The 25,758-nt window shown below is 58.4% G+C and carries 26 protein-coding genes; 13 read left to right on the plus strand and 13 right to left on the minus strand.

The window, feature by feature from the left end:
* Positions 1-36: 36 nt before the first annotated feature.
* The 5 genes from lpxK to ACR0DE_RS03315 all read right to left on the minus strand — a co-directional run bounded on the left by lpxK (position 37) and on the right by ACR0DE_RS03315 (position 6,036).
* Positions 37-1,035 (minus strand): tetraacyldisaccharide 4'-kinase, encoded by a 999-nt coding sequence (gene lpxK, locus ACR0DE_RS03295; RefSeq protein WP_170398923.1) that lies wholly within the window; start codon positions 1,033-1,035, stop codon positions 37-39.
* Positions 1,022-2,257: a 3-deoxy-D-manno-octulosonic acid transferase gene (locus ACR0DE_RS03300; protein WP_480751821.1), complete on the minus strand. Its 1,236-nt coding sequence runs from the start codon at positions 2,255-2,257 to the stop codon at positions 1,022-1,024. The genes lpxK and ACR0DE_RS03300 overlap by 14 nt, the downstream gene beginning before the upstream one ends.
* Positions 2,254-3,054, minus strand: coding sequence for a 3'(2'),5'-bisphosphate nucleotidase CysQ (locus tag ACR0DE_RS03305; RefSeq protein WP_170406723.1), 801 nt, complete (start codon positions 3,052-3,054; stop codon positions 2,254-2,256). Before ACR0DE_RS03305 ends, ACR0DE_RS03300 begins: the two co-directional genes overlap by 4 nt.
* A complete protein-coding gene (locus ACR0DE_RS03310; protein ID WP_480751824.1) occupies positions 3,041-4,387 on the minus strand; it encodes a TldD/PmbA family protein in 1,347 nt (448 codons plus the stop codon). The genes ACR0DE_RS03305 and ACR0DE_RS03310 overlap by 14 nt, the downstream gene beginning before the upstream one ends.
* 125 nt (positions 4,388-4,512) lie before the next feature.
* Entirely contained in the window at positions 4,513-6,036 is a 1,524-nt protein-coding gene (locus ACR0DE_RS03315; RefSeq protein ID WP_170398911.1) for a DUF2125 domain-containing protein, read from the minus strand.
* A gap of 132 nt (positions 6,037-6,168) precedes the next feature.
* Between ACR0DE_RS03315 and ACR0DE_RS03320 the strand changes: the two genes are divergently transcribed.
* Genes ACR0DE_RS03320 through ACR0DE_RS03330 form a run of 3 tightly spaced genes read left to right on the plus strand, consistent with a single transcriptional unit; the run spans position 6,169 to position 8,257 of the window.
* On the plus strand, positions 6,169-6,918 hold the full coding sequence (locus ACR0DE_RS03320; RefSeq protein WP_170398908.1) for an SDR family oxidoreductase: 750 nt from the start codon (positions 6,169-6,171) through the stop codon (positions 6,916-6,918).
* The gene (locus ACR0DE_RS03325) at positions 6,915-7,523 is read left to right on the plus strand and encodes an enoyl-CoA hydratase/isomerase family protein (protein ID WP_170406713.1); all 609 of its coding nucleotides are present in this window, start codon (positions 6,915-6,917) and stop codon (positions 7,521-7,523) included. Before ACR0DE_RS03320 ends, ACR0DE_RS03325 begins: the two co-directional genes overlap by 4 nt.
* Positions 7,520-8,257 (plus strand): VOC family protein, encoded by a 738-nt coding sequence (locus ACR0DE_RS03330; RefSeq protein WP_480705868.1) that lies wholly within the window; start codon positions 7,520-7,522, stop codon positions 8,255-8,257. The genes ACR0DE_RS03325 and ACR0DE_RS03330 overlap by 4 nt, the downstream gene beginning before the upstream one ends.
* On the opposite strand, the gene ACR0DE_RS03335 is transcribed toward ACR0DE_RS03330, so the two are convergent.
* Complete coding sequence (locus ACR0DE_RS03335) at positions 8,258-8,554, minus strand: HNH endonuclease (RefSeq protein WP_170398899.1); 297 nt, start codon at positions 8,552-8,554, stop codon at positions 8,258-8,260.
* Positions 8,555-8,598: 44 nt separating this feature from the next.
* Here ACR0DE_RS03335 and ACR0DE_RS03340 point away from each other — a divergent pair, with 44 nt between their 5' ends.
* The gene (locus tag ACR0DE_RS03340) at positions 8,599-9,777 is read left to right on the plus strand and encodes a TIGR03862 family flavoprotein (protein WP_480751827.1); all 1,179 of its coding nucleotides are present in this window, start codon (positions 8,599-8,601) and stop codon (positions 9,775-9,777) included.
* A gap of 3 nt (positions 9,778-9,780) precedes the next feature.
* Here the strand turns inward: ACR0DE_RS03340 and holA are convergent, their stop codons facing one another.
* The 4 genes from holA to ACR0DE_RS03360 form a co-directional block, all read right to left on the minus strand.
* Positions 9,781-10,809: a DNA polymerase III subunit delta gene (gene holA / locus ACR0DE_RS03345; RefSeq protein ID WP_170398893.1), complete on the minus strand. Its 1,029-nt coding sequence runs from the start codon at positions 10,807-10,809 to the stop codon at positions 9,781-9,783.
* Entirely contained in the window at positions 10,806-11,297 is a 492-nt protein-coding gene (lptE, locus tag ACR0DE_RS03350; RefSeq protein ID WP_480751828.1) for an LPS assembly lipoprotein LptE, read from the minus strand. Before lptE ends, holA begins: the two co-directional genes overlap by 4 nt.
* On the minus strand, positions 11,284-13,836 hold the full coding sequence (leuS, locus tag ACR0DE_RS03355) for a leucine--tRNA ligase (RefSeq protein WP_480751830.1): 2,553 nt from the start codon (positions 13,834-13,836) through the stop codon (positions 11,284-11,286). Before leuS ends, lptE begins: the two co-directional genes overlap by 14 nt.
* Positions 13,837-13,908: 72 nt before the next feature.
* Positions 13,909-14,391: a DUF3576 domain-containing protein gene (locus tag ACR0DE_RS03360; RefSeq protein WP_170398884.1), complete on the minus strand. Its 483-nt coding sequence runs from the start codon at positions 14,389-14,391 to the stop codon at positions 13,909-13,911.
* Between the two features lie 278 nt (positions 14,392-14,669).
* On the opposite strand from ACR0DE_RS03360, the gene ACR0DE_RS03365 reads away from it, so the two are divergent.
* Both ACR0DE_RS03365 and ACR0DE_RS03370 read left to right on the plus strand, forming a co-directional pair.
* Positions 14,670-15,677: a porin gene (locus tag ACR0DE_RS03365; protein ID WP_170398881.1), complete on the plus strand. Its 1,008-nt coding sequence runs from the start codon at positions 14,670-14,672 to the stop codon at positions 15,675-15,677.
* A 101-nt stretch (positions 15,678-15,778) separates the two neighbouring features.
* A complete protein-coding gene (locus ACR0DE_RS03370) occupies positions 15,779-16,438 on the plus strand; it encodes a YggS family pyridoxal phosphate-dependent enzyme (protein WP_480751833.1) in 660 nt (219 codons plus the stop codon).
* Here the strand turns inward: ACR0DE_RS03370 and ACR0DE_RS03375 are convergent.
* Complete coding sequence (locus ACR0DE_RS03375; protein ID WP_480751836.1) at positions 16,422-16,922, minus strand: L,D-transpeptidase family protein; 501 nt, start codon at positions 16,920-16,922, stop codon at positions 16,422-16,424. The genes ACR0DE_RS03370 and ACR0DE_RS03375 overlap by 17 nt on opposite strands.
* Positions 16,919-18,013, minus strand: coding sequence for a GTP cyclohydrolase II (gene ribA / locus ACR0DE_RS03380; protein WP_170425856.1), 1,095 nt, complete (start codon positions 18,011-18,013; stop codon positions 16,919-16,921). The genes ACR0DE_RS03375 and ribA overlap by 4 nt, the downstream gene beginning before the upstream one ends.
* A 161-nt stretch (positions 18,014-18,174) precedes the next feature.
* Here ribA and ACR0DE_RS03385 point away from each other — a divergent pair, with 161 nt between their 5' ends.
* The 5 genes from ACR0DE_RS03385 to ACR0DE_RS03405 all read left to right on the plus strand — a co-directional run bounded on the left by ACR0DE_RS03385 (position 18,175) and on the right by ACR0DE_RS03405 (position 21,824).
* Entirely contained in the window at positions 18,175-18,861 is a 687-nt protein-coding gene (locus ACR0DE_RS03385) for a response regulator transcription factor (protein WP_170398869.1), read from the plus strand.
* A 318-nt stretch (positions 18,862-19,179) separates the two neighbouring features.
* Positions 19,180-19,968: an exodeoxyribonuclease III gene (locus ACR0DE_RS03390; RefSeq protein WP_170596801.1), complete on the plus strand. Its 789-nt coding sequence runs from the start codon at positions 19,180-19,182 to the stop codon at positions 19,966-19,968.
* Positions 19,969-20,055: 87 nt separating this feature from the next.
* Positions 20,056-20,973 (plus strand): thioredoxin family protein, encoded by a 918-nt coding sequence (locus ACR0DE_RS03395; RefSeq protein WP_170398864.1) that lies wholly within the window; start codon positions 20,056-20,058, stop codon positions 20,971-20,973.
* A 27-nt stretch (positions 20,974-21,000) separates the two neighbouring features.
* Positions 21,001-21,642: an LON peptidase substrate-binding domain-containing protein gene (locus ACR0DE_RS03400; protein ID WP_170398861.1), complete on the plus strand. Its 642-nt coding sequence runs from the start codon at positions 21,001-21,003 to the stop codon at positions 21,640-21,642.
* The gene (locus ACR0DE_RS03405) at positions 21,639-21,824 is read left to right on the plus strand and encodes a Trm112 family protein (protein WP_170398842.1); all 186 of its coding nucleotides are present in this window, start codon (positions 21,639-21,641) and stop codon (positions 21,822-21,824) included. The genes ACR0DE_RS03400 and ACR0DE_RS03405 overlap by 4 nt, the downstream gene beginning before the upstream one ends.
* Here ACR0DE_RS03405 and ACR0DE_RS03410 read toward each other — a convergent pair.
* Entirely contained in the window at positions 21,821-23,083 is a 1,263-nt protein-coding gene (locus ACR0DE_RS03410; protein WP_480751838.1) for an FAD-dependent monooxygenase, read from the minus strand. The genes ACR0DE_RS03405 and ACR0DE_RS03410 overlap by 4 nt on opposite strands.
* Before the next feature lie 52 nt (positions 23,084-23,135).
* On the opposite strand from ACR0DE_RS03410, the gene ACR0DE_RS03415 reads away from it, so the two are divergent.
* Complete coding sequence (locus ACR0DE_RS03415) at positions 23,136-24,464, plus strand: amidase (RefSeq protein WP_480751840.1); 1,329 nt, start codon at positions 23,136-23,138, stop codon at positions 24,462-24,464.
* Positions 24,465-24,572: 108 nt separating this feature from the next.
* On the plus strand, positions 24,573-25,754 hold the full coding sequence (locus ACR0DE_RS03420) for an aminotransferase class I/II-fold pyridoxal phosphate-dependent enzyme (RefSeq protein WP_480751842.1): 1,182 nt from the start codon (positions 24,573-24,575) through the stop codon (positions 25,752-25,754).
* Positions 25,755-25,758 lie beyond the last annotated feature (4 nt).

Here is a 25,758-nt window from a genome sequence, read left to right on the forward strand (position 1 = left end):
CCTGAATGGTCAGCCTGTTTTGGGCTGGCCATCTGCCTAAGGTGAAGGCGCGGCCTTCGCCAACAACTCTTTGACTTTGTCATCCTGATTGATTTGCAACCGAACCGGTAGGGTCAGAACTTTGCTGCGGAATGTGGCGGGCAGGCGCACGGCGTCTTTCTCGGTTGTCACCAGTTGCGCGCCCAGTGCTTTGGCCTCGTTCTCAAGCCGCGTCATCAGCGCTGAAGTCAGTGGTTGGTGATCATCCAGTGCCTCGGCCCGCAGCAGTTTAGCGCCTTGCTGTCGCAGAGTTCCAAAGAACTTGTCCGGATAGCCTATGCCCGCAAAGGCCAGAACGGGTGTATTGTTCCAGTCCATTCCGGTTTGGAGCGGACACACCTCGCCGGTGGCGTGTGGGACCGTCAGGGCAGGTTCCCATCTTTCTGAAAATGTTGACTGCGCTGCGGCGTCCCCAAGCGACAACACGAGATCGGCACGTTTCAATCCAACGGCCACAGGCTCTCGCAGTGGACCAGCAGGCAGGCAAAGGCCATTGCCAAATCCGCGCTGCGCATCCACCACGATGATGGAAAAATCCTTGGCAACTGCGGGGTTCTGAAAACCGTCGTCCAGCACGATCGCGGTTGCCCCTGCCGCTGCGGCTGCCTGCGCGCCCGCTGCACGATCTTTGGCGACCCAGACCTCGGCAAACGCGGCGAGCAACAGGGGTTCGTCCCCGACCTGAGCCGCTGTGTGTTTGCGCGGGTCGACCTGCACCGGGCCTTCCAGCGAGCCACCATGGCCTTTGGTCACGACATGAGGTTGATGCCAGGTATCCCTCAAATATTCCAAAACCCAGATCACCGTCGGTGTCTTCCCTGTGCCACCGGCATTCAGGTTGCCAACGCAGATAACCGGTACGCCCGGCGAGATGCCTTGCCCGCTCGCCACGCGACGGGCGGTTGCAGCGGCATAGAGGCGACCAAGTGGCGCCAACAGCCTGGCGCGCAGATCCAACCGATCAGGGGCTGAGTTCCAGAAGTCAGGTGCCCGCATCGTCACGCCCTCGCCGGTCCAGTGTATCCTGTACCATATCGATCAGTTGGTCCGCCTGTGGAGCCCCTTCGGTGACAATCCGCCATCCGGCCAATGCCATGTCTGCTGTGCGGTCAGGTGCCAACAATTCGACAACGCCATCGCCCAACTCTGTTGCGGTTCGTATCTTCAACGCGGCTTTTGCCTGCCCCAATCTGTCATAGAGACTGCGATGCTTGCTGACATGAGGCCCATGGATTACCGCAGATCCCAAGGCGATTGCGGTCAGAGGGTCGTGCCCCCGCGCCCCGCGTTCCAGTGAACTTCCCATGAAGGTAACTGCGGATACACGATGCCAAAGGCCCAGATCCTCGGGCTCGGCTGTTAGAATCACTTGTGTGGTGTCTTCGATTGGATGGCCTTCATCCCAGTTGGCGCATCGAAGGTCCATCGCTTCGAGGCGTTTAAACAGGGGCGATGCCTCGGACATATCCGCCACATGCAGGACCAAAGCCAGACGTGGCAGCATCCGCAAGGCCTGACGATGGGCCGTCAGAACCGAGATGAATTCCTTGTCCTGAACCCATGCGGCCAGCCAAACTGGGCGCCCGGCCATTGTGTGAGTGGTCTCGATCAATTCATCTTCGGGCCAGGGCTCTGGGTTGGGGCTGATATGAAGTGGTGGCGCGACCGAGATTTTTGCCGAGTTCACTCCCAGGCGTCGGATTTGGCGTGCGCTGTCATCATTGGGCGCAAGTATCGCTGTAAAGCAATCCAGCGTGTATCGCGTGATATCAGGTAGCCAACGTCCACCCCTTGCGGTTTTCACGTCGACCACAGCCTCAAGCAAAATTAGCGGAATGCCCCGCTCCTGTGCGCGTGTTATGACATTGGGCATCAGCCCACCGCCAAACCACAGCCCCATATCAGGGCGCCAGTGATCCAAGAACGTGCGCGCCGCGCCGGTATGCTCGGCGGGCAGCATTGTGATCGGGGTATCGCAATCTTCCCAGTCCTTCAGATCAACATCGGGTGGGGCGGTCAGCAACAGCGAAAGTTCTGGTCGCACAGACAGCAGCCGACAGCAAATATTGTCGACGGCCCGCAACCGATCGGGTGTACTGACATGGACCCACAGAAGTTCACCTTCCGGGCGCGCAATCTCGGGGTGACCCGTGCTTTGCGGGACGCCCCAGGACAGGACTCGATAGGCCGCAAGGCTCAGAGATCGCGGCTTGCTCATGCCGGAATTCCGGCCCCATTCGGGTTAAGTCGGGTCTGAAGGTCCGAATGCACCGCTGAACCTGCCGCCACCACGCCGTTCAGGCGCGGGTGGGTATTGTTGAAGCGCAGAGGTTGCCCCAAACGATCGGTACAGAGCCCGCCTGCCTCGCGCAGGATCAGATCTCCGGCGGCGATATCCCATTCCCAACTGGGTCGCAACGTCAGCATCCCGTCAAACCGTCCCTGCGCAACCAGCGCCATCCGATAGGCCAGAGACGGGCGGTATACACGGCGAAAGTCAGGTGCAGCACCGGATTGCCAGTGGCGCGGATCTAGATTGGGTTTTGCCGCCAAAATCTCGGCTTCGGGCAGGTGCGCTTGCCCTGACACTTGGATGGCAGTGCCATTCAACGTTGCACCTTGCCCTTTTGCAGCCGCATACAGCAGATCACGTAAGGGCAGGTAGATGACGGCTGCCGTGACCTCACCGTTCTCGGTTACGGCCAGCGAATGGGCCCATGTGCGCGACCCCTCGGCAAAACTGCGGGTGCCGTCGATGGGATCGATGACGAAGACCCGATCACGGGCCAGACGATCGGGTGAATCCTCGGTTTCTTCGCTCAGCCAGCCATAATCCGGGCGGGCCGCCTGCAGATCACGTTCTAGCATCGCGTTGACGGCCAGATCGGCCTCGGTCACCGGGCCTGCGCCTTCGGGTTTATCCCAGCGCTGGGCATCAGGACCCGAATAGCGCGTGGCGATCTTTCCGGCCTCAAGCGCAGCGTCAATCAGCAGGGGCAGGTCAGTTGCCGGCAAGTGTCATCCCTTCGATCAACAGCGAGGGTACAACGCGCGATAGGTAAGGCCGCGCATCGTTTGCCGGAATGATTCGCATCAGCATGTCGCGAAGATTGCCAGCGATGGTACACTCGTTGACGGGATGGGTGATCTCGCCGTTCTCAACCCAAAATCCCAAAGCGCCGCGTGAATAGTCGCCGGTATTCGGATTGATGGTCGATCCGATCATCGAAGTGACCAAAAGCCCGGTACCCATGTCGCGCAACAACTCGGCGCGGGTCTTCTCGCCTTGCGTCAGGCTCAGGTTCCAGTTGCTGGGCGACGGCGGCCCGGATACGCCGCGCGCTGCGTTGCCGGTCGAGGTCATTCCCAATTTGCGGGCGCTGGACAGGTCTAACGTCCAGCCGGTCAGTACGCCATCTTCAACGATCGCCCTGCGCCGTGTTGCCAGCCCTTCGGCATCGAACGGGCGCGAGCCCGAAATGCGCGGGCGATGCGGGTCTTCAATCAAAGACAAATGTGCCGGTAGAACCTGTTGCCCAAGGCTTTCCTTCAGCCACGAGGCCCCGCGGGCTATCGCCGCGCCATTGCTGGCGGCCAGAAGATGGCCGATCAGGGATGATGAAATCCGTTCGTCGAACACCACCGGAAAACTGCCGGTCTGGGGCTTGCGTGCTCCCACGATCTGAACCGCACGTTCACCAGCCGTGCGACCAATCTCGGCGGGGCTGCGCAGGTCAGACTGAAAAGTCCGGCTGTCACCGTCATAGTCACGCTCCATTCCCGTCCCTTCGCCGGAAATGGCGACGCATGAGGTTGAACGGCTGCTGCGCATGTAGCCATCCGAAAAGCCGTTTGTTGCGGCAAGATGGACCCGGTGGGTACCATAGGCGGCCGCAGCGTCGGACACCTGTGAGACTCCCGCAACGTCCAGCGCTGCTGCCTCTGCCGCCAGCGCATCCTGCATCAGAGCTTCAGCGCTGGGTTCAGGGGCTGGGTCAAACAGCTCCAGCGCGTCGATATTACAGTTGGCGACCAATTGGTCAGGCGCGGCCAAGCCGGTGAACGGATCTTCCGGCGCTTCCCGTGCCATGGCCACGGCGCGCTCGGCCATCGCGGTAAGCGTATCGGGGCGACTATCCGAACTGGATACGATTGCCTGCTGTTTGCCAAGGAAGACCCGCAGCCCTAGATCGGTCGCTTCCGAGCGTTCGGCATGTTCCAATGCACCACTACGTACCTCCACAGAAACGGATGAGCCATCAATTACTATGGCATCCGCTGCCTCGGCACCTGCCTTGCGGGCTGCATTCAGCAGCTCTTCACTGATTGTTTGAGGTGTTCGCGTCATGAGGCCTCCGGTCTTGTTGTTCTGGACCTAGCCTCGGATAGCCTGTCCCGCAAGGCCTGCAGCCCACTGGCTTTATGTGCCTCGGGCGGGAAAGGCCAGCGCAGCGGCCTTTCCCGATTTGTTTGTCACTTGATACGCTGACCGTTGGCCAGGATCTGTCCATCCTCGGTAAACTCGATTTTCGAGTTCAACGTGTCCGGTTCTTCGCCCGGAACAGCCATCAGACCCATCATCATACGCGCGCCCAGCGCGTCGTTTTCCGACACAAAGCCCATGCCGATCAGCTTGTCCAGCAGAGCGTTGGCCCCAACAAGTTTCAAGTTGGCGACACCCGACGGGGCAGGCAGTCCATCAAACTCTTCCGTGTTGGAGTTGTCGAACGCAAAGTCGCCATCACCGCTCAATTGGGCTCCGACCAATGATACGAGAAGCTTGTTGATCTTCAGCGAATGCAGTTCGCCCGGAACGATATCAGATGTCTCAAGCTCTTCGACGGCTTCCGGGTCCATGAAATCGACCAGAACTTTGGCGGTGCCGGTTGCATCCAACGCGATGGTCGCCGGATCGCGCGGCAGCGCACTAGCAGGGTCGAACATGCTCCACAACACGTCGGACATGGTGAAATCCGTCAGGTTCATGCCAAACCCAAATGGCTGGATTTCTTCCGAGGCCTGCACCGGAAGCTCGAATTTCAGCCCTGCATTTGCCATCGCGATTTCGATTGGAAAAGGCAGATCCGACGTGGTGACGGCTAGTTTGGTGCTGTTCTGCGCAAGATCGTAGACAAGGCGCTGTGCATCGATGCTGCCGGTAAAGCTGCCTCCTTCGGAACTGCTGCTGAGCGAGAATGGCTCACCCTCGGCAGTGCCTGCCATTTCGGTGCTGCCCGAGGCGTATGTGAATGTACCTGAAGCGGCGAACCCGGCCTTGTAGATGTCTTCAATGTTGGCGACATCCATACCGGGTGGAATGATTGTATCGCCATCAAATTTCAAACCATCTAATTTACCGCTGATCCGGCCCGTGTCTTCACTTTCGGGCTCGTTGAAGGCCACATCATAGGACAGGCTGCTGGCCGTGAACTGCTGCGCGATATCGCGCATCTCGCCGATCTGCATCTGCGATGTGCCTGCGATTTCGTTCATCTGAACGTTCAAGGCAAACATGTCGCTGGATACGGTTTCGCCATCAAACTCCATCGAGTCCATCGACAGAGTCAGGCTGTTCGCCGTATAGTCATATGTCATGTTTTCGGGGGTACCCGAAACGACCATTTCCAAGGCGTCGTGAGCGTACATCAGATCAGCCGAAAATGTCTCGCCCTCGGCTTCACCCGAAATTGTCATCGGGAAGCTGGCAGGAAAGCCGATATTGACTGTACCGTCGCCATTTTCGGTCAACGTCATCTCGGGGATGACCATGTCGAAGGTGCCTTCGGTGTCCGGAATGGCCATGGCCATCGTCATGTTCGCGATGGTGGTGACGTTGCCGGAAACGCTCTGATCGCCAGTGACGTCATAGCCCATGCCGCCCAGATAAGCCTGCCAATCGGCCCAGACATCATTGGCGGTAACATCTGCAAAGGCGCCGTTGGTTGCAACAGCGTAGGCCAAAGCTGCACCGCAGCTACGGCGAAGGAAAACAGTCATAAGAGAACCCTTCTTGATCAATTTGCCGGCATGGTCGTGCCTGTAGCGGCCAGCGTCAAGGGGGAAGGGGTGGACCAATTCCCCATTTGCAGGGTACGAGTTAAGACAATTTCAAATGCAGGGATTTAAACGATGCATATGCAAGGGAAAACGGTACTGATCACAGGGGCAAGCCGAGGCATCGGAGCGGAAGCCGGGCGCGTTTTTGCCGCAGCTGGGGCCAATGTGGCCTTGGTCGCCCGCAGCCGCGATCAGATTGACGCTCTGGCTGCGGCATTGGGTGAAAACGCCATGGCGCTGGCCTGCGACGTCAGCGATTTTTCCCAGGTTGAACAGACAGTTGCCGATTGCATCGACCGGTTCGGCAAGCTGGATGTGCTAATCGGGAACGCGGGCGTCATTGATCCGATCTTTCATCTGTCGAATGCCGACACCCGGGCCTGGAGCCAAGCAATCGACATCAACCTGAAAGGTGTCTTTTACGGAATGCGTGCCGTCCTGCCCATCATGCGGGCAGCAGGCGGCGGGACCGTTCTGACAGTCTCGTCCGGTGCCGCGTCGAATCCGGTCGAAGCCTGGAGCCACTATTGCGCATCAAAAGCCGGGGCCAAGATGCTGACCGAATGCCTGCATCTGGAAGAGGCGCATCACGGTATTCGCGCAATGGGCCTGTCCCCGGGAACTGTGGCCACAGATATGCAGCGGGTGATCAAGGCCAGCGGAATCAATCCAGTAAGTCAGCTGGATTGGGACGATCACATCCCCGCAGACTGGCCCGCGCGGGCGTTGATGTGGATGTGCTCGGCAGATGCGGATGAGTTCTTGGGGACCGAGATATCGCTGCGCAACGAAGACATCCGAAAAAGGGTCGGGCTGACGTGATCGAACTGACACAGGATGATGGGTTGTGGACCGTCACGTTGAACAATCCGGACAAGGCCAATGCGCTGACCTCAGCGATGCTAAGCGAATTGGTTCGCATCGCAGAGGCGGCGACCGAGGCACGTGCATTGATCCTGACGGGGGCGGGCCGGGTCTTCAGTGCGGGCGCCGATCTTGAAGAAGCGCGGGCGGGCCTTGCGACCTCCGATCTTTGGGAGAGGTTGTCGGGTGCCATTGCCGCCTTGCCCTGCCTGACGGTGGCCGCGCTCAACGGCACTTTGGCCGGTGGAGCCAACGGTATGGTGCTGGCCTGTGACCTGCGTATCGCAGTGCCCTCGGCCAAGTTCTTTTACCCGGTAATGAAGCTGGGATTCTTGCCGCAGCCCTCGGATCCCAAGCGGATGGCAGAGTTGATCGGTCCGGCCAGAACCCGACTCATACTGATGGCGGGACAGAAGATTTCTGCAGAAGAAGCTTATAGCTTTGGGCTGGTTGATCGGGTGGTTGAGCCCGAACATTTGATACCAACTGCACAAGAACTTGTAGCCGACAGCCTGTCCGCAGATCCGTCGGTTGCTGCGGGCATAGCCGGATTGTGCCCATGAGGTTGGCCGCGCTCCGATTGCGGGTGGCGGACCCGGATGCTTTGGCGGCGTTTTATCGTGATGCGCTTGGCATGTCTGTCAGGGTTGAAGGCGCCAATCGTCGTCTTGGATATTCCGGTCAGGATGCCGATCTGTTGCTGATGCCGGGCGGCGGGGGCTACCGCCATGATCCGGGGCAGCGGTATTGGAAGATCGGGATCACGTTGCCGGATGTTGATCTTGCCGCAGAACACCTGCGCCAGAAGGGTATCCCGGTCAGCGCGCCGCGGCAGTTTCTGGATATCGGCTATATGTGCCATCTGAATGACCCCGAAGGGTTTGCCATTGAACTGCTGCAGCAGGATTTCGAGGGCAACCGACCGGTTGATGCTACAAGCCCGGACGCCCCCTTCGCGAAGGCCTGTATCGGCCAGATCACTTTGCGAACCGGCGATATTGTCGCCGAAGATGCGTTTTGCCGATCCATGGGACTGTCTTTGCTGTCTCTGCAGGATGTCGAACCTCACGGGTTCGATCTGCATTTCTATGCGTTCACCGCAGAGGAGCCTCCCAACCCCGATCTCTGGGCGGTTGAGAATCGCGAATGGCTGTGGAAGCGCCCATATACCACGTTGGAATACCAACACATCCCAAATGCCCGGTTTGCACCGGTGCCGGACTATCTTGGGATCGAAATTGAAGGGCTGGCTGACCCGAAAAAGGATGCATTCGGTGATCCCTGGCTTCCTGCCTGATCATCGCCCGCGTCGTTTGCCAGGCACTTTTGAGCGAAACCCCGGCGGGCGTTTGCGCACCCACATCAGAAACTTCTCAAGCCTCGGATGTTTGCGCAGTGCATCGACAGTGTGGAAGTCACGCGCCAGTTCGGCCTCGGTCAGTGTCGCGTGGATCTCTTTGTGGCATATCTGATGCAATAAAACGGTGGGCCCGCCCTTGCCTCCCTTAAGCTTTGGGATCAGATGGTGCAGGCTTCCACCACCTTCGGGGATCGGACGGTTGCAGAGCGGGCAGATCGGATCGGAATTTGCCATGACCTAACTTCGCGCTGATGCGTGTACAGGGCAAGAGGGACACAATGGCGCAATCCATGGTTATCGGGGCAGGACCAGCGGGGCTAATGGCCGCCGAACAGCTTGCCGCCGCCGGGCACGAGGTTGTAGTGGCCGAAGCCAAGCCGTCTGTCGCGCGTAAATTCCTGATGGCGGGGAAGTCCGGCCTGAACCTGACCAAGGATGAGCCTTTTGACATGCTTATGGGCGCATACGGGGATGCAAAGGATTGGTTGCATCCGATGATACAAGCGTTTGACGCACAGGCGGTGAAGGCTTGGGCCGGTGATCTTGGGCAAGAGATGTTCACGGGCTCTACCGGGCGCGTGTTTCCGAAAGTCATGAAGGCCTCACCCTTGCTGCGGGCTTGGCTGGCCAGATTGGATCAGGCCGGTGTTCAGATCAGGACACGCTGGCGCTGGCTGGGATGGCAAGGTGGCGCGTTGGCTTTTGAGACGCCAGATGGCATGCAGTTTTGCTCGCCCGACGCGACGGTTTTTGCATTAGGGGGCGCCAGCTGGGCGCGGTTGGGTTCGGATGGGGCTTGGGCCCAGTGGCTTGCGGACAGCGGAGTTGATCTAACACCGTTTGCACCGGCTAACGCCGCTCTGTCAGTCGATTGGAGCCCCTATATGCAGCCACATTTTGGCGCGGCGCTCAAGTCGGTGCGGTGGATGGCGGGCGATCTGGATAGCCGTGGTGAGGCCACTATTTCCGCAAAAGGCCTGGAAGGTGGCGGTATGTATGCCCTGACCCCTGCGCTGCGGATGGGGGCGCCGCTGTTTGTTGATCTGGTCCCGGATGTGACGGCTGAAGGGATGCAGGCGCGATTGGACGCGAAGAAATCAAAGGCAACGCTTTCGCATTGGTTGAAGAATGGTCTGCGTCTGTCTCCGCAAAAGGTCGCTTTGTTCCACGAAATGACTAAGGGCCGCGCATTGAAGCAAACGCAATGGATCGGTGCGCTGAAAAACCTGCCCATCAGGTATGCTGGGCTACGCCCGATGGATGAGGCGATCTCAACCGCTGGCGGGGTAGCATTGGGTGCCGTGGACAGCGGTTTGATGCTGACAGCATGTCCGGGCGTTTTTTGCGCGGGCGAGATGCTGGATTGGGAAGCCCCGACCGGTGGTTATCTTCTGACCGCCTGTCTGGCGACGGGACGTTGGGCCGGTCAGTCGGCGGCAACGTGGTTGGCGCGCTAGGCCTTAACCCGATCGGGCCAGCATCGCCAGTCGGATCATTGCACGCTCTACCAGTGCCATCGCAGGTGCGGTTTGACCTGCCGAGCGCAAGGATAGGTCCGTATCTGTAAGGACGGTTAAAGCGGTCTGCAGCTTGGGCGCCCCCCATCCCTGAGCTTGCCTCAGGATCCGGTCACGTCGTTTGCCATAGACCGGAGGGCGCAGCTTGCCGATTCCCTGCGCCGCGCCTCCAGGGTCGGATGCGCAGGCATAGAGCGTTCGGAAATGCCGCGTCGCCCCAATACACAAGGTGACCCCGTTGGTGCCCTGCGCCTGAAGGCGTCGGATAAGGGGGCCGATTTCCTGTGCCCGGCCCTCGGCAACGACGTTCAATACATCATCCAGCGCCGCCTCGGTCGACCGCGGCGCACAGGCTTCAATGTCTTCAATCGTCAGTTCACCGGCGTCACCGCGTTTGTAAAGCGACAGTTTCTCAACTGATTGAGTGAAATCACCAGGGCTGAGCGCCATTGCAAGTTCGCTTAGCGCCGACATCGAATCGCGCGGAATATTCTTCAATCCGGCTTGCGCCAGAATGCGCTCCACCTCGGCGCGCGAGGGCGGGTCATCGTAGATGCCAACAGCGTATGCGGCAGGGTTCGCTTCGAATGCTTTGCGGATTTTCGAGCTGGGTTTGAGCTGCCCGGCCGTTACGATGATCTGTGCATCACCATGATCCCAGTCTTCAAGGGCTGTGAGAATCGCAGGCGCTGCGACATCGGTGGCGTCTTCAACAAACACCGCGCGGGGACCGGGGAAAAATCCGACAGCCTTGACCGCGTCCAGCAACAGGGTCGGATCGCTGCGTAGATCGCTTCCGGGAATGCGGGTCAGGCGCATTTCCTCTTCAGCGCCGGATCCCAACAAAGCCGCCAGAACTTGCTGACGCTTTAGAGCAACGCGCATCGCGTCCGCCCCGTAGATCAACAGCCCGGCTTTGTCCGCGTCCGGCTTGGCAAAATACCCATCAGCCTCGCGCGGGCTCAACTTCATGAGGACAGGCCCGGTGTGGCGTAAAGGCGATTTACGATCTGATCGGCCAGAATCACCATCAAGCGCTCGGTCGCGTCGCGTTCATCTGCCAGTGTAGACACGGTCGAGCCTGCAGCAGAATAACCGACAAACTCGGTAACGTTGCCCGAGGCAATGATTTGCCCGGTTGCGTTGGATTTCAGCGCGTAAGTCGCGTTCCCGTCGATGGTGTAGCGATTGGTTTCATTTGCTGTGGTGATCGAGGCCCTGCGGGTGACCGTCGAAACCCCCACATCCAGCTTGTATTCGTTGCCCGAGGTCGCGCTTCGACCTAATTTGCGTTCCAGATTCTGGACAAGCAGAAAGCTTTCAACGGTATTCGGCGCTGACACCTCGACCTTGCCATCCAAGGCCGAGCCTGATCCTCCGGGCGCATAAACCGGCTCGAACCCGCAAGCGGCGAGCGCCAGCGGCATCAATAACAGGGTTCTACGATCAAACGACGACATTAACGATCCGGCCCGGAACAACGATCACTTTCTTCGGTGCAGCGCCATCCAGCGCCTTTTGCACAGCTTCGGTGCTGAGGGCGATTTTTTCAACCTCTGCTTTATCCAGATCTTTGGCTACGCTGATCTCGGCCCGACGCTTGCCGTTGATCTGAATCGGCAGGGTTATGGTGTCATCGATCAGCATGGTCTCATCCGCGATGGGCCAAGGCGCGGTTGCAACCAGGCCTTCGCCGCCCAGCATCTGCCAAAGTTCTTCGGACAAGTGTGGCGTCATCGGCGACATCAGCTGCGCTAGTGTCTTGGCTGCCTCGCGCTTGACTGCAGAGCCCGCTTTGGATTTGGCAAGCGTGTTGGTGAATGCATAAAGCTTTGCGATAGATGCGTTAAAGCCAAAGGATTCGACCCCGCCCGATACGTCATGAATGGCTTTGTGCATCTCACGTAGCAGCGTTTCGTCATCTGCTGTGGCCGGCAAGTCCGATTCTGCGATTTCTGCGGCGATGCGGTGCACGCGGCTGAGATGTTTGAACGCGGCTTCGGCGCCCGACGCGGTCCATTCCACGTCGCGCTCAGGTGGGGAGTCGGACAGAACAAACCAGCGCGCAGTATCCGCACCAAAGGCCGAGATGATGCTGACCGGATCGACGACGTTCTTTTTCGACTTGGACATTTTGGCTGAGGGGATGATTTCAACCTCGGTGCCGTCGGTCAGCTTGCCGTCGGTCACGTCTTCGGGCAGGTGATAGACCGGGCGACCGTTGGCGTCGCGTGTTTGATAGATTTCATGAGTCACCATGCCTTGAGTGAACAGCGCGTTGAACGGCTCAATCGCTTTCTTCGGCAAATGACCAGTGATGTTCATCGCCCGCGCGAAGAAGCGCGAATAGAGCAGGTGCAGAATCGCATGCTCAATCCCACCGATATATTGGTCGACATTCATCCAATACTCGGCTTCGGCTAGATCGGTGGGCGTTTCCGCGCGTGGAGCGGTGAAACGGGCGAAGTACCACGACGAATCGACAAACGTGTCCATCGTGTCAGTTTCCCGCTTGGCTGGAGCGCCGCAGGAAGGGCAAGGGGTGTCGCGCCAGCTGGGGTGGCGGTCCAGCGGGTTGCCGGGGATCGAAAAATCTATGGGTTTGCCGTTGCCGTCATCATAAGGCAGCTCGATCGGCAGATTATCTTTCTTCTCGGGGACCGTGCCGCATTGATCACAATGCACAACAGGAATCGGGCAGCCCCAATAGCGTTGGCGGCTGAGCCCCCAATCGCGCAGGCGGTATTTGGTAACACCTTCACCCCAACCGGCCTTTTCGGCGAAATCAACGGTGGCATTGATGGCCTCGTCACCCGTTGCCTCGGTGAGACCCGCAAAATGATTCACCCAGCGTACTTTTTCGGTTTTCGGTGGAACAAACGCGATTTTGTCGACTGGAGTGTCATCATCCAGTGCAAAGAATGTATCGACCACAGGCAGGCCGTATTTGCGACAGAAATCGAGGTCGCGTTGATCATGAGCTGGGCAGGCAAAGATGGCGCCGGTGCCATAGTCCATCAGGATAAAGTTGGCGATCCAGACCGGCAGCTCCCAGCTGGGGTCGAGTGGATGTTTTACACGTATGCCGGTGTCATAACCCAGCTTTTCGGCGGTTTCGATCGCCTCTTCGGTGGTGCCGCCCTTGCGGCATTCGGCAACGAATTCAGCGACTTTCGGGTTTTCTGCCTCAAGCTGCTTGGCAATCGGATGATCGGGCGAGATGCCAACAAACGACGCGCCCATCAGCGTATCGGGCCGTGTTGTGTAGACGGTGATCGGCTCACCTCCATCGGTGCGTTCGAACCCGAATTGCAGGCCACGGGACTTGCCGATCCAGTTCTCTTGCATCAGGCGTACCTTGGCGGGCCAGTTATCCAGCGTATCCAGCGCGTCGAGCAGTTCCTCGGAATAATCGGAAATCTTGAAAAACCACTGAGTCAACTCGCGACGCTCAACCAAGGCGCCTGAACGCCAGCCACGGCCGTTTTCTACCTGTTCATTGGCCAAAACGGTCATATCGACTGGGTCCCAGTTCACCACGGCGTTCTTGCGATAAACCAGACCGGCCTCGAGCATATCCAGGAACAAAGCCTGCTGCTGGCCGTAGTATTCCGGATCACAGGTGGCGAATTCACGAGACCAGTCGATCGACAGGCCCAGCGGCTTCATCTGTCCGCGCATGTCGGCGATATTGCCGTAGGTCCAATCTTTGGGGTGGCCGCCGCTGGCCATTGCGGCGTTTTCCGCAGGCATCCCGAACGCGTCCCAGCCCATCGGGTGCAGCACGTTATGACCGGTTGCGAGCTTGTGGCGGGCGATCACATCACCCATCGTGTAGTTGCGTACATGCCCCATGTGGATACGGCCAGACGGGTAGGGGAACATCTCAAGCACATAGTATTTCGGCTTATCCGCCTTGTGATTGGCGGTGAAGATTCCGGCCTTGTCCCAGGCCTCCTGCCATTTTGCTTCGATTTCGTTGGCCGAGTAGCGCGACATCATGCGGTCCTTCGTGAATGAAAACGCCGGGTAGGAACCCGGCGTGGTAATAGTGTGATTTTTGTCGGGTTTCTAGAACTTGTTGTCCGCAATGCGTAGCTGACGCGCGCGAGACAGGATCGCATCTTCGACGGCGCGCGACGTTGCAGCACTGACCGGAGAACCGCCACTGGTCTGAAGAGCTACGGACAAAGAACGCGCTTCCAAAGCGGGATCACTGATGTGAACTGTCGCGCGATAGGAACGCCCGCCGCCGGGCGGTGTGCCATAACCCGTTACGATCACTCCGGTAAACGGATCGACCTCTTGGATCGGCAAGAAATTCAGTACATCCAGCGATGCGGCCCACAGATAGCGATTTACCTGAGTGACCTGCTCTGAGGTGTTCGGGCCGAATACGTCCCAGATCGTCGAACGATTCGGGTCATTCAGTTCGCGTTCCTCTGTCGAGCTGCCATCAGCGGTCAACACACTTGCATCGCCAGGCGGTGGCCCTCCGCAGGCTGATAAGGCAGCCGTTACCATGATCAAACCTGGAATCGTAATACGGCGCATCGTTGGAAGGTCCCGTGTCACTTGTTTTGCTCTGTCGAGTGATACTCCTAGACAAGGACCCGTACAGCAACAACCCTATTCTTTTATGATCGACTCGCGCGAACCGCACGATCCGTTGAATTCGACTGTGGCATCCTTGCACCAATTTGGGCCGAATGACGTCTTTGCGTTTATGCCAAGCTTGCGCAACGGGGGCAAAAAAAGCGAAACGGTGTCCGTGCTGAGACGCGTGCTTTGCATGTGTCGAGTAGAAAATCTTTGAAACCGAGGGAAACAAGATGAAAAAAGTTCTCTTCGCAACGACCGCACTGATTGCAACCGCAAGTGTTGCAGCGGCCGAAGTAAAGTTCAGCGGTTACGGCCGCTTTGGTCTGGGATACCTGGAAGACCGTACAGGTACCGTTGACGCAATTGGTGGTGGTGAAGCGACCGGCGTAGAAACCGACGAAACCATCCTGGTCTCGCGCTTCCGTCTGAACATCGACGGAATCGTTGAAACTGACGGTGGCGTTCGCTTTGAAGGCCGTGTTCGTCTGCAGGCAGACGAAGATGCCGGCAACGGCGAAGCAAACTCCGCTGGCCTGAACGGCGCACGCTTCTCGGTCATCTTCGGTGGTCTGCGTGTTGACGCCGGTAACGTAGCCGGTTCGTTCGACAACTTGGCAAACTACTACGGTAACGAGCCTGGCCTGGAAAGCTTCATTGGTCAGTACTCGGGCGTCGACTATGACTTCCTGGCGTACTCGTCGACCGGTTCGGGCGCAAACGCTGTGTTCTTCCAGTACGCAGTTGGCGACTTCGCCTTCGGCGCGTCGTATGACCAGCGCACATTTGCTGACGAAGCTGTTGCGGGTGCGGACACTGATGATGCAGACCGCTGGGACATCAGCGCGACCTACACCTTCGGTAACGTGACTGCCGCTCTGGCCTACGGTCAGACCAGCGGTCTGGGCGACGCCGACAAGCAGAGCCTGACCGTTCTGACCCTGGGTGCAGAATTCGGTGACTTCTCCGGTACTCTGTTCGTCGCAGACGATGACGTTGCAAACGATGACCGCAACGGCACCGCATACGGTCTGTCGGCAGCCTACAACCTGGGCGCGGCAACCACTCTGACCTTCGCTTACGGTGACGGTTCGGCAGACGACGATCTGCAGCAGTACGGCATCGGTGCCATCTACGACCTGGGTGGCGGTGCATCGCTGCGCGGTGGTATCGGCAACCAGAAGCGTGGCGACGGCGACAGCCAGCTGCGTGCCGACTTTGGTGCTCAGTTCAACTTCTAAGTTGGTCTGAACCACAAGGTTCAAGGGCAGGTCTTCGGACCTGCCCTTTTCTTTTGCCGCCACATGGTGTTTTGCTGCTGCAAACGCAGAATGAGGGACCCATGTCGCTGCAAGAAATCACCGATCGAATAGCCAAAGCTGAATCTGCGGCAGGACGCGCCGAAGGCTCGGTGCAATTAATCGCGGTTTCCAAGGTGCAACCTAACGACCGGGTCGAAGCCGTATTGAAGCAGGGCCACCGGTGTTTCGGAGAAAACCGTGTGCAGGAAGCCGCTGGCAAATGGCCTGCATTTCGCGAGAGTTTTCCGGACATCGATCTGCATCTGATCGGTCCATTGCAAACAAACAAGGCACGGCAGGCGATTGAGCTTTGCAATGCCATCCATTCAGTTGATCGACCAAAGCTCGCCAAAACATTGGCGCGATTGGCGCAAGAGATGGGTAAGTGCCCTGATCTTTTTATACAGATCAACACAGGCGAAGAGGATCAGAAAGCCGGTACTCTTCCACAAGATGCTGATGCGTTCATTGCTGAGTGCCGCAGCCTGGACCTGCCCGTCCGAGGTTTGATGTGCATTCCACCGGTTGAAGAAGAACCCGCGTTGCACTTCGCGTTATTGGCAAAAATCGCAGAGCGGAATGGGCTGGAGGGTTTGTCGATGGGAATGAGCAGTGATTTTGAATCGGCAATCGCCTTGGGTGCCACACACGTCCGTGTTGGGTCTGCCATTTTCGGGGCGCGGGTTAAGCCTCAGGGATGATCAGCCGTGTGCCCGGCGTGATTTTTTGGGCAATCCAACGTAGGTGATCGCGCCTGAATGCGATGCAGCCTTCGGTCGGAAACCGTGGGCGTCGCCATTGATGCAGGAAGATGGCCGATCCCCGACTGGGTTCTGAATTGGGATAGTTCCAATCGGTTATCAAGATCAGGTCATAAAGCGGATCTGGGCGACGCAGTTTTTCGTGACTGAAATCATGAGGCGCCCGCACCAAATGGTTATACGCATCGTCCTCTACGTCGTCTGACCATAAATCGCGCGGTCCGATCGGTCGTGCCCAATGCGCCGGCCGTGGCATTCGGTCTGAGCGATAGAGCATACCCACAATGTGATGCACACCTGTTGGTGTTGTTCCGTCACCTTCCTGCTTGGTTGGGCTCAAGCCCCCTTTGCCGATCGCGCAGGGGAACAGCTGCCCGAGAAACCGAATGCCACGTGGTGTAAGAACCAGATCGCTTGGTGTCACAGCAGGTGGCCTGACTTTGCAGCTTTGGTCGCCAGATACGCGCGGTTGAAATCTGTTTCACCTACTTTCAACGGAACCCGTTCGGTGACGGCGATACCTGTGCGTTCCATCATCGCGATTTTTGCAGGGTTGTTGGTCAGTAGACGGACCGAATTGAAGCCCAGCGATTTCAGGATATCCGAGCCGAGCCTGAAATCCCGTTCATCGTCTTCGAATCCAAGCCGGTGATTGGCCTCGACTGTGTCAAATCCCTGATCCTGAAGAAAATAGGCGCGCATTTTGTTGGCGAGCCCGATCCCACGTCCTTCCTGATTCAGATAGAGCAGGACACCTGCACCCTCGTCCCCCATCTGGGCCAAGGCCCCGCGCAGTTGCGGGCCACAGTCACATTTCAGGCTGCCCATGAGATCGCCCGTGAAACAGGCCGAATGCAGCCGCGCGAGGACGGGCTTGTCGCGGTCGGGGCGACCGATTTCAACCGCATAGTGTTCCTCTCCACCATCTTCGGGGCGGAATACATGTAGGCGCCCGGCCTCCGACACTTCCATCGGCAGGCGTGCGGCGACGACAGGGTGCAGAGCGCTGCGATCTGTCAGATGTGGCGCGGCCCGGGCATGGTCAATGCAGGTCAGACCATGATCTGCCGCAAATTCGCGCCCGTCTTGAATTGGGGCGACGACGGCGGCCGGAAGCAAGTGCGCCGACTTGGCCAGCGCAATAGCGATCCGGTGCAGATTTGCGCTGCCTTGCCGTTCGGTCATCAGCGGGCCCTTCATCGGGGCGTTTAGATCATCGGACGGGTCGGCCACCGCCTGCACCCAGCTCAGCCCAGCATCCGCCGGGATCATGACGCGAGCAAGATCGCCGTCATATGCGCGCGCTTTAAGTGTTTCAGCGCGCCGAACCGTTATGGCGACAACGGGATCCCCGCCCAAGCCGCGCAAATCGGCCAACCTTTGCGGGCTCAGGGTCTCGGTGGCAAATGCGAGTACTCCAAATCCCAGTTCGTCGGTCAGAACAACGGGAACACCCATACGCAGGTCAGCCCGCGCCCGTGCCAGCAATTCGGTGATGTCGGGAGTGAGACTCATGCAGTTTACCTTGAAACGATCAGACCCTGTCCTACCCCGATCACTGGAAAATGTGAAACATTTCCTCGGCGTCAGACACGAGGGCGTGAGACGACTGCAGTAAATCTTGCTGATTGCATTCTTCATACGCAAGTGATGGAAAAGGCTTAGGAGGACCGTACATGGCTCAGCTCAAGAAAATCCTGCTGGTGGATGACGACGAAGACCTGCGCGAAGCGCTCAGCGAGCAACTTGTCATGACCGAAGACTTTGACGTGTTCGAGGCGTCCGATGGCGCGTCGGCAATGGAACGCGCGCGCGAAGCAATTTACGATCTGGTGATTCTGGATGTCGGCCTGCCGGATACCGATGGCCGTGAGCTGTGTCGCCTGATGCGCAAGCAGGGCGTCAAAAGCCCGGTGCTGATGCTGACTGGGCACGACAGCGATGCTGACACGATCCTGGGCCTTGATGCTGGCGCTAATGATTATGTCAGCAAGCCTTTTAAATTTCCGGTTCTTCTGGCCCGGATTCGGGCCCAACTGCGCCAGCATGAACAATCCGAGGATGCGGTCTTTGTTCTGGGGCCCTACACCTTCAAACCGGCCATGAAGATGCTGATGACCGAAGATGATCGCAAGATCCGCCTGACCGAGAAAGAGACTAACATTCTCAAGTTCCTCTATCGATCAACTGACGGCGTCGTTGCACGTGATGTTCTTTTGCATGAGGTCTGGGGTTACAACGCAGGCGTTACAACGCACACGCTTGAAACCCATATCTATCGTCTGCGTCAGAAGATTGAACCCGACCCGTCGAATGCGCGCCTTTTGGTCACAGAATCGGGCGGATATCGCCTTGTTGCTTGACTAATGGTGGATTGACTTGGATCAAAGTGATACTCTGTAGGTATCTTTAGATTACTCCCAACCCGCGCATGTCCGGGTTATGACATGCACCTCCCTGTTGGACTGCCGGGCCTGATGGCCCGGCTTTTTTTGTAAGGTGCAACTGTATCGTGCAGGGCGATATCGGCACCGGGCATCCGATTTCATTCAATGAAATCGGACCGGAAACTTTGCAAGTTTCCGTAACCGCCGGGTCAGGCAACATTGCTTTGTTTTTCGATGGCACCTCGCTTAGCGCCGCGCTAACCTGCGGCAACTTCGACAAAGGAACCCCCGGATATGCCCTTCACCCTTGCCACATGGAACATCAATTCGGTCCGCCTGCGCGAGCCTATCGTTCTGAAATTGCTGCAGGAAGAGGCACCGGATGTGCTGTGTCTACAGGAATGCAAATCGCCGGTCGACAAAATCCCGACCGAAGGGTTCGCCGAGCTGGGCTATACGCATATGATTGCGCGGGGCCAGAAGGGGTATAACGGCGTCGCCATACTGTCGCGCCTTCCGCTTGAGGAAGTAGGGGATAAGGATTTCGCGGGTCTGGGTCATGCGCGACACATTGCGGGGCGGTTGGAGAATGGCGTGACCATTCATAATTTCTATGTCCCCGCCGGGGGCGATGTGCCGGATCGCGAAGTGAACGAAAAGTTTGGCCAAAAGCTGGATTACCTCGCTGACATGCGCGATTGGTTCCGTGCGGAAAAGCCGAAAAAGTCCATTCTGGTGGGCGATCTGAATATTGCGCCCCGCGAAGATGATGTCTGGTCGCACAAGCAGTTGCTGAAGGTGGTTTCACATACGCCGATCGAGGTTGAAACGCTGGCCGAGACTCAGGATGCAGGTGGCTGGGTCGATATCACCCGGCAGGATATTCCCGAGGGCCAGCTATACAGCTGGTGGTCTTATCGGGCACGAGATTGGGATGCCGCCGACAAGGGACGCAGGCTGGATCATGTGTGGGCTACGCCCGATATCTCGAACGCGGGTCATTCCAGCCGCATTCTGCGCGACGCGCGCGGATGGGAAAAACCCAGTGATCACGCCCCGGTATTTGCCACGTTTGACGTCTGACCGAAGCAAATTCGCCGAACTCTCCCCTTGGTTTCTGCCGCATTGGGCTGCATATAGGGCGCAAGTTCGAACCAGAGAGTATAAGCCATGGACCTTCTGAACGGCGCAGGCAGCCCCCAAGCCACTGATCTGATTAAAGACGGGACCGAGGCCACCTTCATGGCCGATGTGGTCGAAGCCTCACAAGAGACGCCGATCATCGTTGACTTCTGGGCGCCTTGGTGCGGCCCCTGCAAAACGCTGGGCCCGGCGTTGGAAGAGGCCGTGACCGCTGCCAAGGGTGCGGTCAAGATGGTCAAGATCAACGTGGACGAAGCGCAGATGATTGCAGGACAACTGCGCATCCAGTCGATTCCGATGGTCTATGCATTTCACAAAGGCCAACCGATCGACGGGTTTCAGGGCGCTTTGCCAGGGTCCGAGATCAAGGCCTTTATCGATCGTGTGATCGAAGCTGCGGGCGGTGAAAGCCCGGGTGGTCAACTGGATGATGCTGTGCAGGCTGCCGAAGAAATGTTGACCGAGGGGGCCGCTGTAGACGCGGCACAGACTTTTGCCGCCATACTGGGTGAAGACCCCAATCACGCCGCCGCTTATGGCGGGTTGGTGCGCGCGCATATCGCATCGGGGGATCTGGATCAGGCTGAGGCGATCCTCAATGGTGCGCCTGCCGAGATTTCCACTTCACCCGAGGTTGAAGCGGCCCATGCGCAACTGGAATTGGCCAAGCAGGCTGCAGATGCTGGTCCGGTAGGTGAGTTGACTGCAACAGTTGAGGCCGAGCCAGACAACCATCAAGCCCGTTTCGATCTGGCGCAGGCCCTGCATGCCAATGGCGATGTCGAAGAGGCAGTGGCTCAACTGTTGGAATTGTTCCGCCGCGATCGCGAGTGGAATGATGGGGCAGCAAAGGCGCAGCTCTTCACAATTTTCGATGCGCTCAAGCCCAATGACCCGATTGTTCTGAACGGGCGGCGCAAGCTCAGCTCGATGATATTTGCCTAATCCCCGATCAGAACTAAACTCGGGTACATGATGCATCCTGCCGATTTGCCGGAAACGGTATCCGTTTTCCCTTTGCCCGGAGCGCTGCTGCTGCCACGGTCTCGCCTGCCGCTGCATATTTTTGAGCCGCGCTACCTACAGATGCTGGACGACGCGCTGAAAACGCAAGAACGCCTGATCGGGATGGTGCAACCGAATACCTGTCAGGGGGACGAAACTAAGTTGCACCAGATTGGATGCGCTGGACGGGTCACCCAGTTTTCCGAGACCGAAGACGGCAGGTATCTGATTACGCTGACGGGAATCTCTCGGTTCAGGGTCAAATCAGAGTTGGACAGTTTCACCCCGTATCGCCGGGTTTCGGTGTCTTGGGACGGGTTTGACCGTGATCTGGGCAAGGCCGAGGTAGATGACGGTTTTGATCGGAACAGGTTCCTGCGGCTGTTGGAACGGTTTTTTTCGTCCCGTCAGTTGTCCACCGATTGGGACACAATGAAAGATGCCGATGATGAGCTTTTGGTCAATTCCCTGTCCATGATGCTGGAATTTGACCCGGAGGAAAAGCAGGCTTTGCTTGAGGCCCCTTGCTTACGCACCCGGCGCGAAACTTTGGTGACATTAATTGAATTCGCCATGCGCGGCGGATCGAATGAGGAAAAACTGCAATGAGCGATACCGAACACGCCTTTGACCGCCATATGCTTGAGGCGTTGATTTGTCCGCAGACCCACACGACGCTGCACTATGATGCCGAACGGCAAGAGCTGGTGTCAAAAGCCGCCGCTCTGGCCTTTCCAATCCGCAACGGTATTCCAGTGATGCTAGTGGATGAGGCCCGAGAGCTGGACTAGATCGGGTGTCCCTGCAGCAGTTTCGGCAGGTCTCCGGTCAGACCTGCAGCCTCGCGCACGAAACCTCGGCGCAGCCCGGGCAGCGATCCGACGATACCCATTCCAATATCCCGACCTATGCGGAGCAGGGGATTATCGTTCGAAAACAGCTTGTTGAACACATCAGTCGCCATCGCAAGCGAGGCTGTGTCGAACCGGCGCCACTCTTGATAGCGCTCCAGCACAAGCGTTGATCCGATATCCTCGCCACGTCGTCCCGCAAGGGTCAGAACCTCGGCCAATGCACCTACATCACGCAGACCTGCGTTCAGGCCTTGCCCGGCGATGGGGTGCATGCCATGGGCGGCGTCTCCGACCAAAGCCAACCGGTCCGAGATGAAGGAATTGGCGATGGTCAGGTTCAACGGGTATGTGAACCGGTCACCCTGCAGGCGGATATCCCCCAGGAAATCACCAAAGCGCGGGCGCAGAACTTGTAGGTAATCTGCCTCGGGCAGCGCATTGATCTGCGCGGACGTATCAGTGCGTTCGCTCCAGACGATGGAACTGCGGTTCCCGGTCAGCGGCAGAATCGCCAACGGGCCGGGGGGCATGAAGAACTGATGGGCGATACCGTGATGCGGTAGCTCGTGTTCAATGGCGCAGACCAGAGCGGTCTGGCCATAGTCCCAGCCGGTTCGCTTGATTCCGGCGCGCATAGCGGTCCCGCTGCGGCGGCCATCGCAACCCACCAGAAGGCTGCCGGACAAGGTGGACCCGTCATCCAGTGTAAGTGTTGCCCCGTTTGCCGAGATGTCCTGAGACACGACCGTTTTGCCGCTGATTTCGGTAATCCCGTCTTGTTCGGTCATGGCCTCCAGAAAAGCCCGCCGCAGGTGGCGATCTTCGACCATATAGCCCATCGGGCCTTCTTCGATCTCGGCATGGTCGAAATGCATAAAGAACGGGGAAGGTCCGGCACCGGCATGACCATCCGTTACTTTGATCTCCAGCATAGGCTGGGCGTGCTTTTCCACCTTTTTCCAAACGCCTATCGCGTCGAGCAGACGTTGCGACGCCAATGCAAGCGCATAAGCGCGCCCGTCGAAGGCCGCATTCTTGCGCACTTTCTCTGCCAGAGCGTCAACAACCACGACTGAATGCCCGGTCTGGGCCAGCGCCAGCGCAAGGGCAGGGCCGTTCAGGCCACCACCAACGATCAGGATATCGGATCTGTGTTCCATGTGCTGCAATATGCGCGCCCTTTCGGGATTGTCCATGTGCGGTCCTGTCGCTACCGTCCGATCACGGAATTACTCGGGAGGGGACCGGATGCAAGACTGGCTGACCATGACGGCATGTGATTTGGGCCGTGGTATCGGAATGGGGCAGATCGATCCGGTTGAACTGACAGAAACTTATCTCAGCGCGATTGACGCCCATCCACATCGCGATCGGATCTATGCCCGGGTGACCCACGATCGCGCCCGCGCCGAGGCCCTTGCGGCGCAAGAGCGGGCCAAGCTTGGCCTGCGGCGGTCTTTGTTGGATGGCGTCCCGATCAGCTGGAAAGACCTGTTTGACACGGCAGGCGTAGGGACCGAGGCCGGTTCGGCCCTGTTGGAAGGCCGCGTGCCCGAATCCGATGCGCAGGTGGTGCGGAACGCGACCGCGATGGGTACGGTCTGTCTGGGTAAAACGCATATGAGCGAATTGGCGTTCTCGGGTTTGGGTCTAAACCCTGTGACGGCTACGCCTCCATGCGTGAATGACGAAGACGCAGTGCCGGGCGGCTCATCTTCAGGTGCAGGAGCTTCGGTGGCTTGGGGGCTTGCTGCAGGCGGCGTTGGCTCGGACACGGGTGGATCGGTGCGGATTCCCTCGGCCTGGAACGATCTGGTGGGGCTGAAAACCACGGCGGGGCGCGTTAGCCTTGAGGGCGTCGTGCCGCTGTGTCTGAAATTCGATACCGTTGGGCCGCTGGCGCGATCAGTTGAGGACGCCGCACATATGCTTGCCGCGCTTGAGGGCACCGCCCCGGCTGACCTGCGCGGGGCGTCATTGAGCGGTCGCCGCTTTGCTGATTTACAGAACGTCGCCAAGGACGATCTGCGCGAAGCTCCAGCCAACGCCTATGATGATGCGCTGGCGCGCCTGAAAGAGGCCGGGGCCGAGATCGTTCCGCTTGACGTGCCTGAGCTGAACGAAGCGATGAGCCTGTCGGGCGTGCTTTATACAACCGAAGCCTACGGCTTGTGGCGTGATGTGATCGAAGCGAACCCCGAGGCGATGTATCCCGAAATCCTTGAACGGTTCCGAATGGGCAAGGCCTATTCCGGCCCCGATTACGTGGCCGCTTGGTCGAAACTAACCGCTTGTCGACAGGCTTGGGATGCGGCCACTGCGGGCTTTGACGCCGTGCTTGCGCCGACGGCCCCGATCCTACCGCCCAATCTCGACCGGTTGATGAATGATCATGACTACTATGTTACCGAAAATCTCTTGGCTCTCCGCAACACCCGGATCGGCAATCTGATGGGGCTTGCGGCACTGACTTTGCCCACGGGAACACCCGGTTGCGGGCTGATGATGTTGGGCTATCCGGGGTCGGAAGAGGCCTTGTTACGGCTCGGGTCAGCAGCCGAAAGCGCTTTGACCTGAATGCCACAATCCCCTGATTCGGCACCTCTTTGTCTGGACGAAGCCCGGGTCGATCTGTAATCTGCCATAAAACGGGGCGCAAAATGACCCCGAAATTGAGGCAGTATCATGAATTTCCCCGAGCGGTTTTCGAACCTACCGGAATACGCATTTCCGCGTCTACGCGCCCTGTTGGATCATCATCAGCCGGGTGGTGAAGTCGTTCACATGACCATTGGCGAGCCCAAGCATGATTTCCCTTCTTGGGTGACTGACGTGATCATGGAAAACGCCGCCGGGTTTCAGGGCTATCCCCCGAACGAAGGCTCACCTGAATTGCGCGCAGCGATCACGGGTTGGATCAACCGCCGCTATGGTGTGTCGATGGATGCAGATGCCAATGTGATGGCACTGAACGGTACGCGCGAGGGTCTTTATAACGCTGCAATGGCGCTCTGCCCCGAACAGAAAAATGGGCAGCAACCGATCATTCTGTGCCCGAACCCCTTCTATCAAGTCTACATGGTTGCCTCGATTTCGGTCGGTGCGCAGCCATATTTCGTGCCGGCAACCGCTGCCACTGGTCATTTGCCAGACTATGCAGGCCTGCCCGAAGAGGTTCTGAACCGTACTGCTGTAGCCTATATCTGCTCGCCCGCGAACCCTCAGGGGGCGGTCGCCTCGCGCGATTACTGGGTTGAGCTGATTCAATTGGCTGAAAAGTACGATTTCCGCATCTTTGCCGATGAATGCTATTCCGAAATCTACCGCGACGCTGCGCCGGTTGGCGCGCTGACCGGTGCGCAGGAACTGGGTGCTGACCCCGAACGTGTCACGCTGTTCAACTCTCTGTCCAAGCGGTCGAACTTGGCCGGGTTGCGGTCGGGGCTGATCGCAGGTGGACCTGAAACAATCAGCCGTGTCAAACTGTTGCGCAGCTATGCGGGTGCCCCTTTGCCCGCCCCGCTGCAGGCTGCCGCCGCCAAGGTTTGGGCGGATGAAGCGCATGTGCAGGAAAACCGCGCGCTGTATCAGGAGAAATACGCCGTCGCGGATGAGGTTTTCGCAGGCGTACAAGGCTACATGCCGCCCGAGGCCGGGTTCTTCCTGTGGCTACCCGTCGAAAACGGCGAAGAAACCGCATTGAAGCTTTGGCAGGAAACCGGCGTACGGGTTCTGCCGGGTGCATATCTTTCTCAAGGTGATCCGGGGCAAAACCCGGGCGAGCAATTTATCCGGGTCGCGATGGTGGCCCCAAAAACAGAGATGAAGCGCGGGCTGATTACACTCCGCGACTGCATCTATTCGTGAGGTA

The organism is Ruegeria sp. C10, from assembly GCF_056537805.1.

Excerpts from the sequence above, each read along its gene's own strand:
- lpxK (WP_170398923.1), bottom strand. The coding sequence starts at position 1,035 with ATGCGGGCACCTGACTTCTGGAACTCAGCCCCTGATCGGTTGGATCTG.
- ACR0DE_RS03300 (WP_480751821.1), bottom strand. The coding sequence starts at position 2,257 with ATGAGCAAGCCGCGATCTCTGAGCCTTGCGGCCTATCGAGTCCTGTCC.
- ACR0DE_RS03310 (WP_480751824.1), bottom strand. The coding sequence starts at position 4,387 with ATGACGCGAACACCTCAAACAATCAGTGAAGAGCTGCTGAATGCAGCC.
- ACR0DE_RS03315 (WP_170398911.1), bottom strand. The coding sequence starts at position 6,036 with ATGACTGTTTTCCTTCGCCGTAGCTGCGGTGCAGCTTTGGCCTACGCT.
- ACR0DE_RS03320 (WP_170398908.1), top strand. The coding sequence starts at position 6,169 with ATGCATATGCAAGGGAAAACGGTACTGATCACAGGGGCAAGCCGAGGC.
- ACR0DE_RS03330 (WP_480705868.1), top strand. The coding sequence starts at position 7,520 with ATGAGGTTGGCCGCGCTCCGATTGCGGGTGGCGGACCCGGATGCTTTG.
- ACR0DE_RS03335 (WP_170398899.1), bottom strand. The coding sequence starts at position 8,554 with ATGGCAAATTCCGATCCGATCTGCCCGCTCTGCAACCGTCCGATCCCC.
- ACR0DE_RS03340 (WP_480751827.1), top strand. The coding sequence starts at position 8,599 with ATGGCGCAATCCATGGTTATCGGGGCAGGACCAGCGGGGCTAATGGCC.
- holA (WP_170398893.1), bottom strand. The coding sequence starts at position 10,809 with ATGAAGTTGAGCCCGCGCGAGGCTGATGGGTATTTTGCCAAGCCGGAC.
- lptE (WP_480751828.1), bottom strand. The coding sequence starts at position 11,297 with ATGTCGTCGTTTGATCGTAGAACCCTGTTATTGATGCCGCTGGCGCTC.
- leuS (WP_480751830.1), bottom strand. The coding sequence starts at position 13,836 with ATGTCGCGCTACTCGGCCAACGAAATCGAAGCAAAATGGCAGGAGGCC.
- ACR0DE_RS03360 (WP_170398884.1), bottom strand. The coding sequence starts at position 14,391 with ATGCGCCGTATTACGATTCCAGGTTTGATCATGGTAACGGCTGCCTTA.
- ACR0DE_RS03365 (WP_170398881.1), top strand. The coding sequence starts at position 14,670 with ATGAAAAAAGTTCTCTTCGCAACGACCGCACTGATTGCAACCGCAAGT.
- ACR0DE_RS03370 (WP_480751833.1), top strand. The coding sequence starts at position 15,779 with ATGTCGCTGCAAGAAATCACCGATCGAATAGCCAAAGCTGAATCTGCG.
- ribA (WP_170425856.1), bottom strand. The coding sequence starts at position 18,013 with ATGAGTCTCACTCCCGACATCACCGAATTGCTGGCACGGGCGCGGGCT.
- ACR0DE_RS03385 (WP_170398869.1), top strand. The coding sequence starts at position 18,175 with ATGGCTCAGCTCAAGAAAATCCTGCTGGTGGATGACGACGAAGACCTG.
- ACR0DE_RS03390 (WP_170596801.1), top strand. The coding sequence starts at position 19,180 with ATGCCCTTCACCCTTGCCACATGGAACATCAATTCGGTCCGCCTGCGC.
- ACR0DE_RS03395 (WP_170398864.1), top strand. The coding sequence starts at position 20,056 with ATGGACCTTCTGAACGGCGCAGGCAGCCCCCAAGCCACTGATCTGATT.
- ACR0DE_RS03400 (WP_170398861.1), top strand. The coding sequence starts at position 21,001 with ATGATGCATCCTGCCGATTTGCCGGAAACGGTATCCGTTTTCCCTTTG.
- ACR0DE_RS03405 (WP_170398842.1), top strand. The coding sequence starts at position 21,639 with ATGAGCGATACCGAACACGCCTTTGACCGCCATATGCTTGAGGCGTTG.
- ACR0DE_RS03410 (WP_480751838.1), bottom strand. The coding sequence starts at position 23,083 with ATGGACAATCCCGAAAGGGCGCGCATATTGCAGCACATGGAACACAGA.
- ACR0DE_RS03415 (WP_480751840.1), top strand. The coding sequence starts at position 23,136 with ATGCAAGACTGGCTGACCATGACGGCATGTGATTTGGGCCGTGGTATC.
- ACR0DE_RS03420 (WP_480751842.1), top strand. The coding sequence starts at position 24,573 with ATGAATTTCCCCGAGCGGTTTTCGAACCTACCGGAATACGCATTTCCG.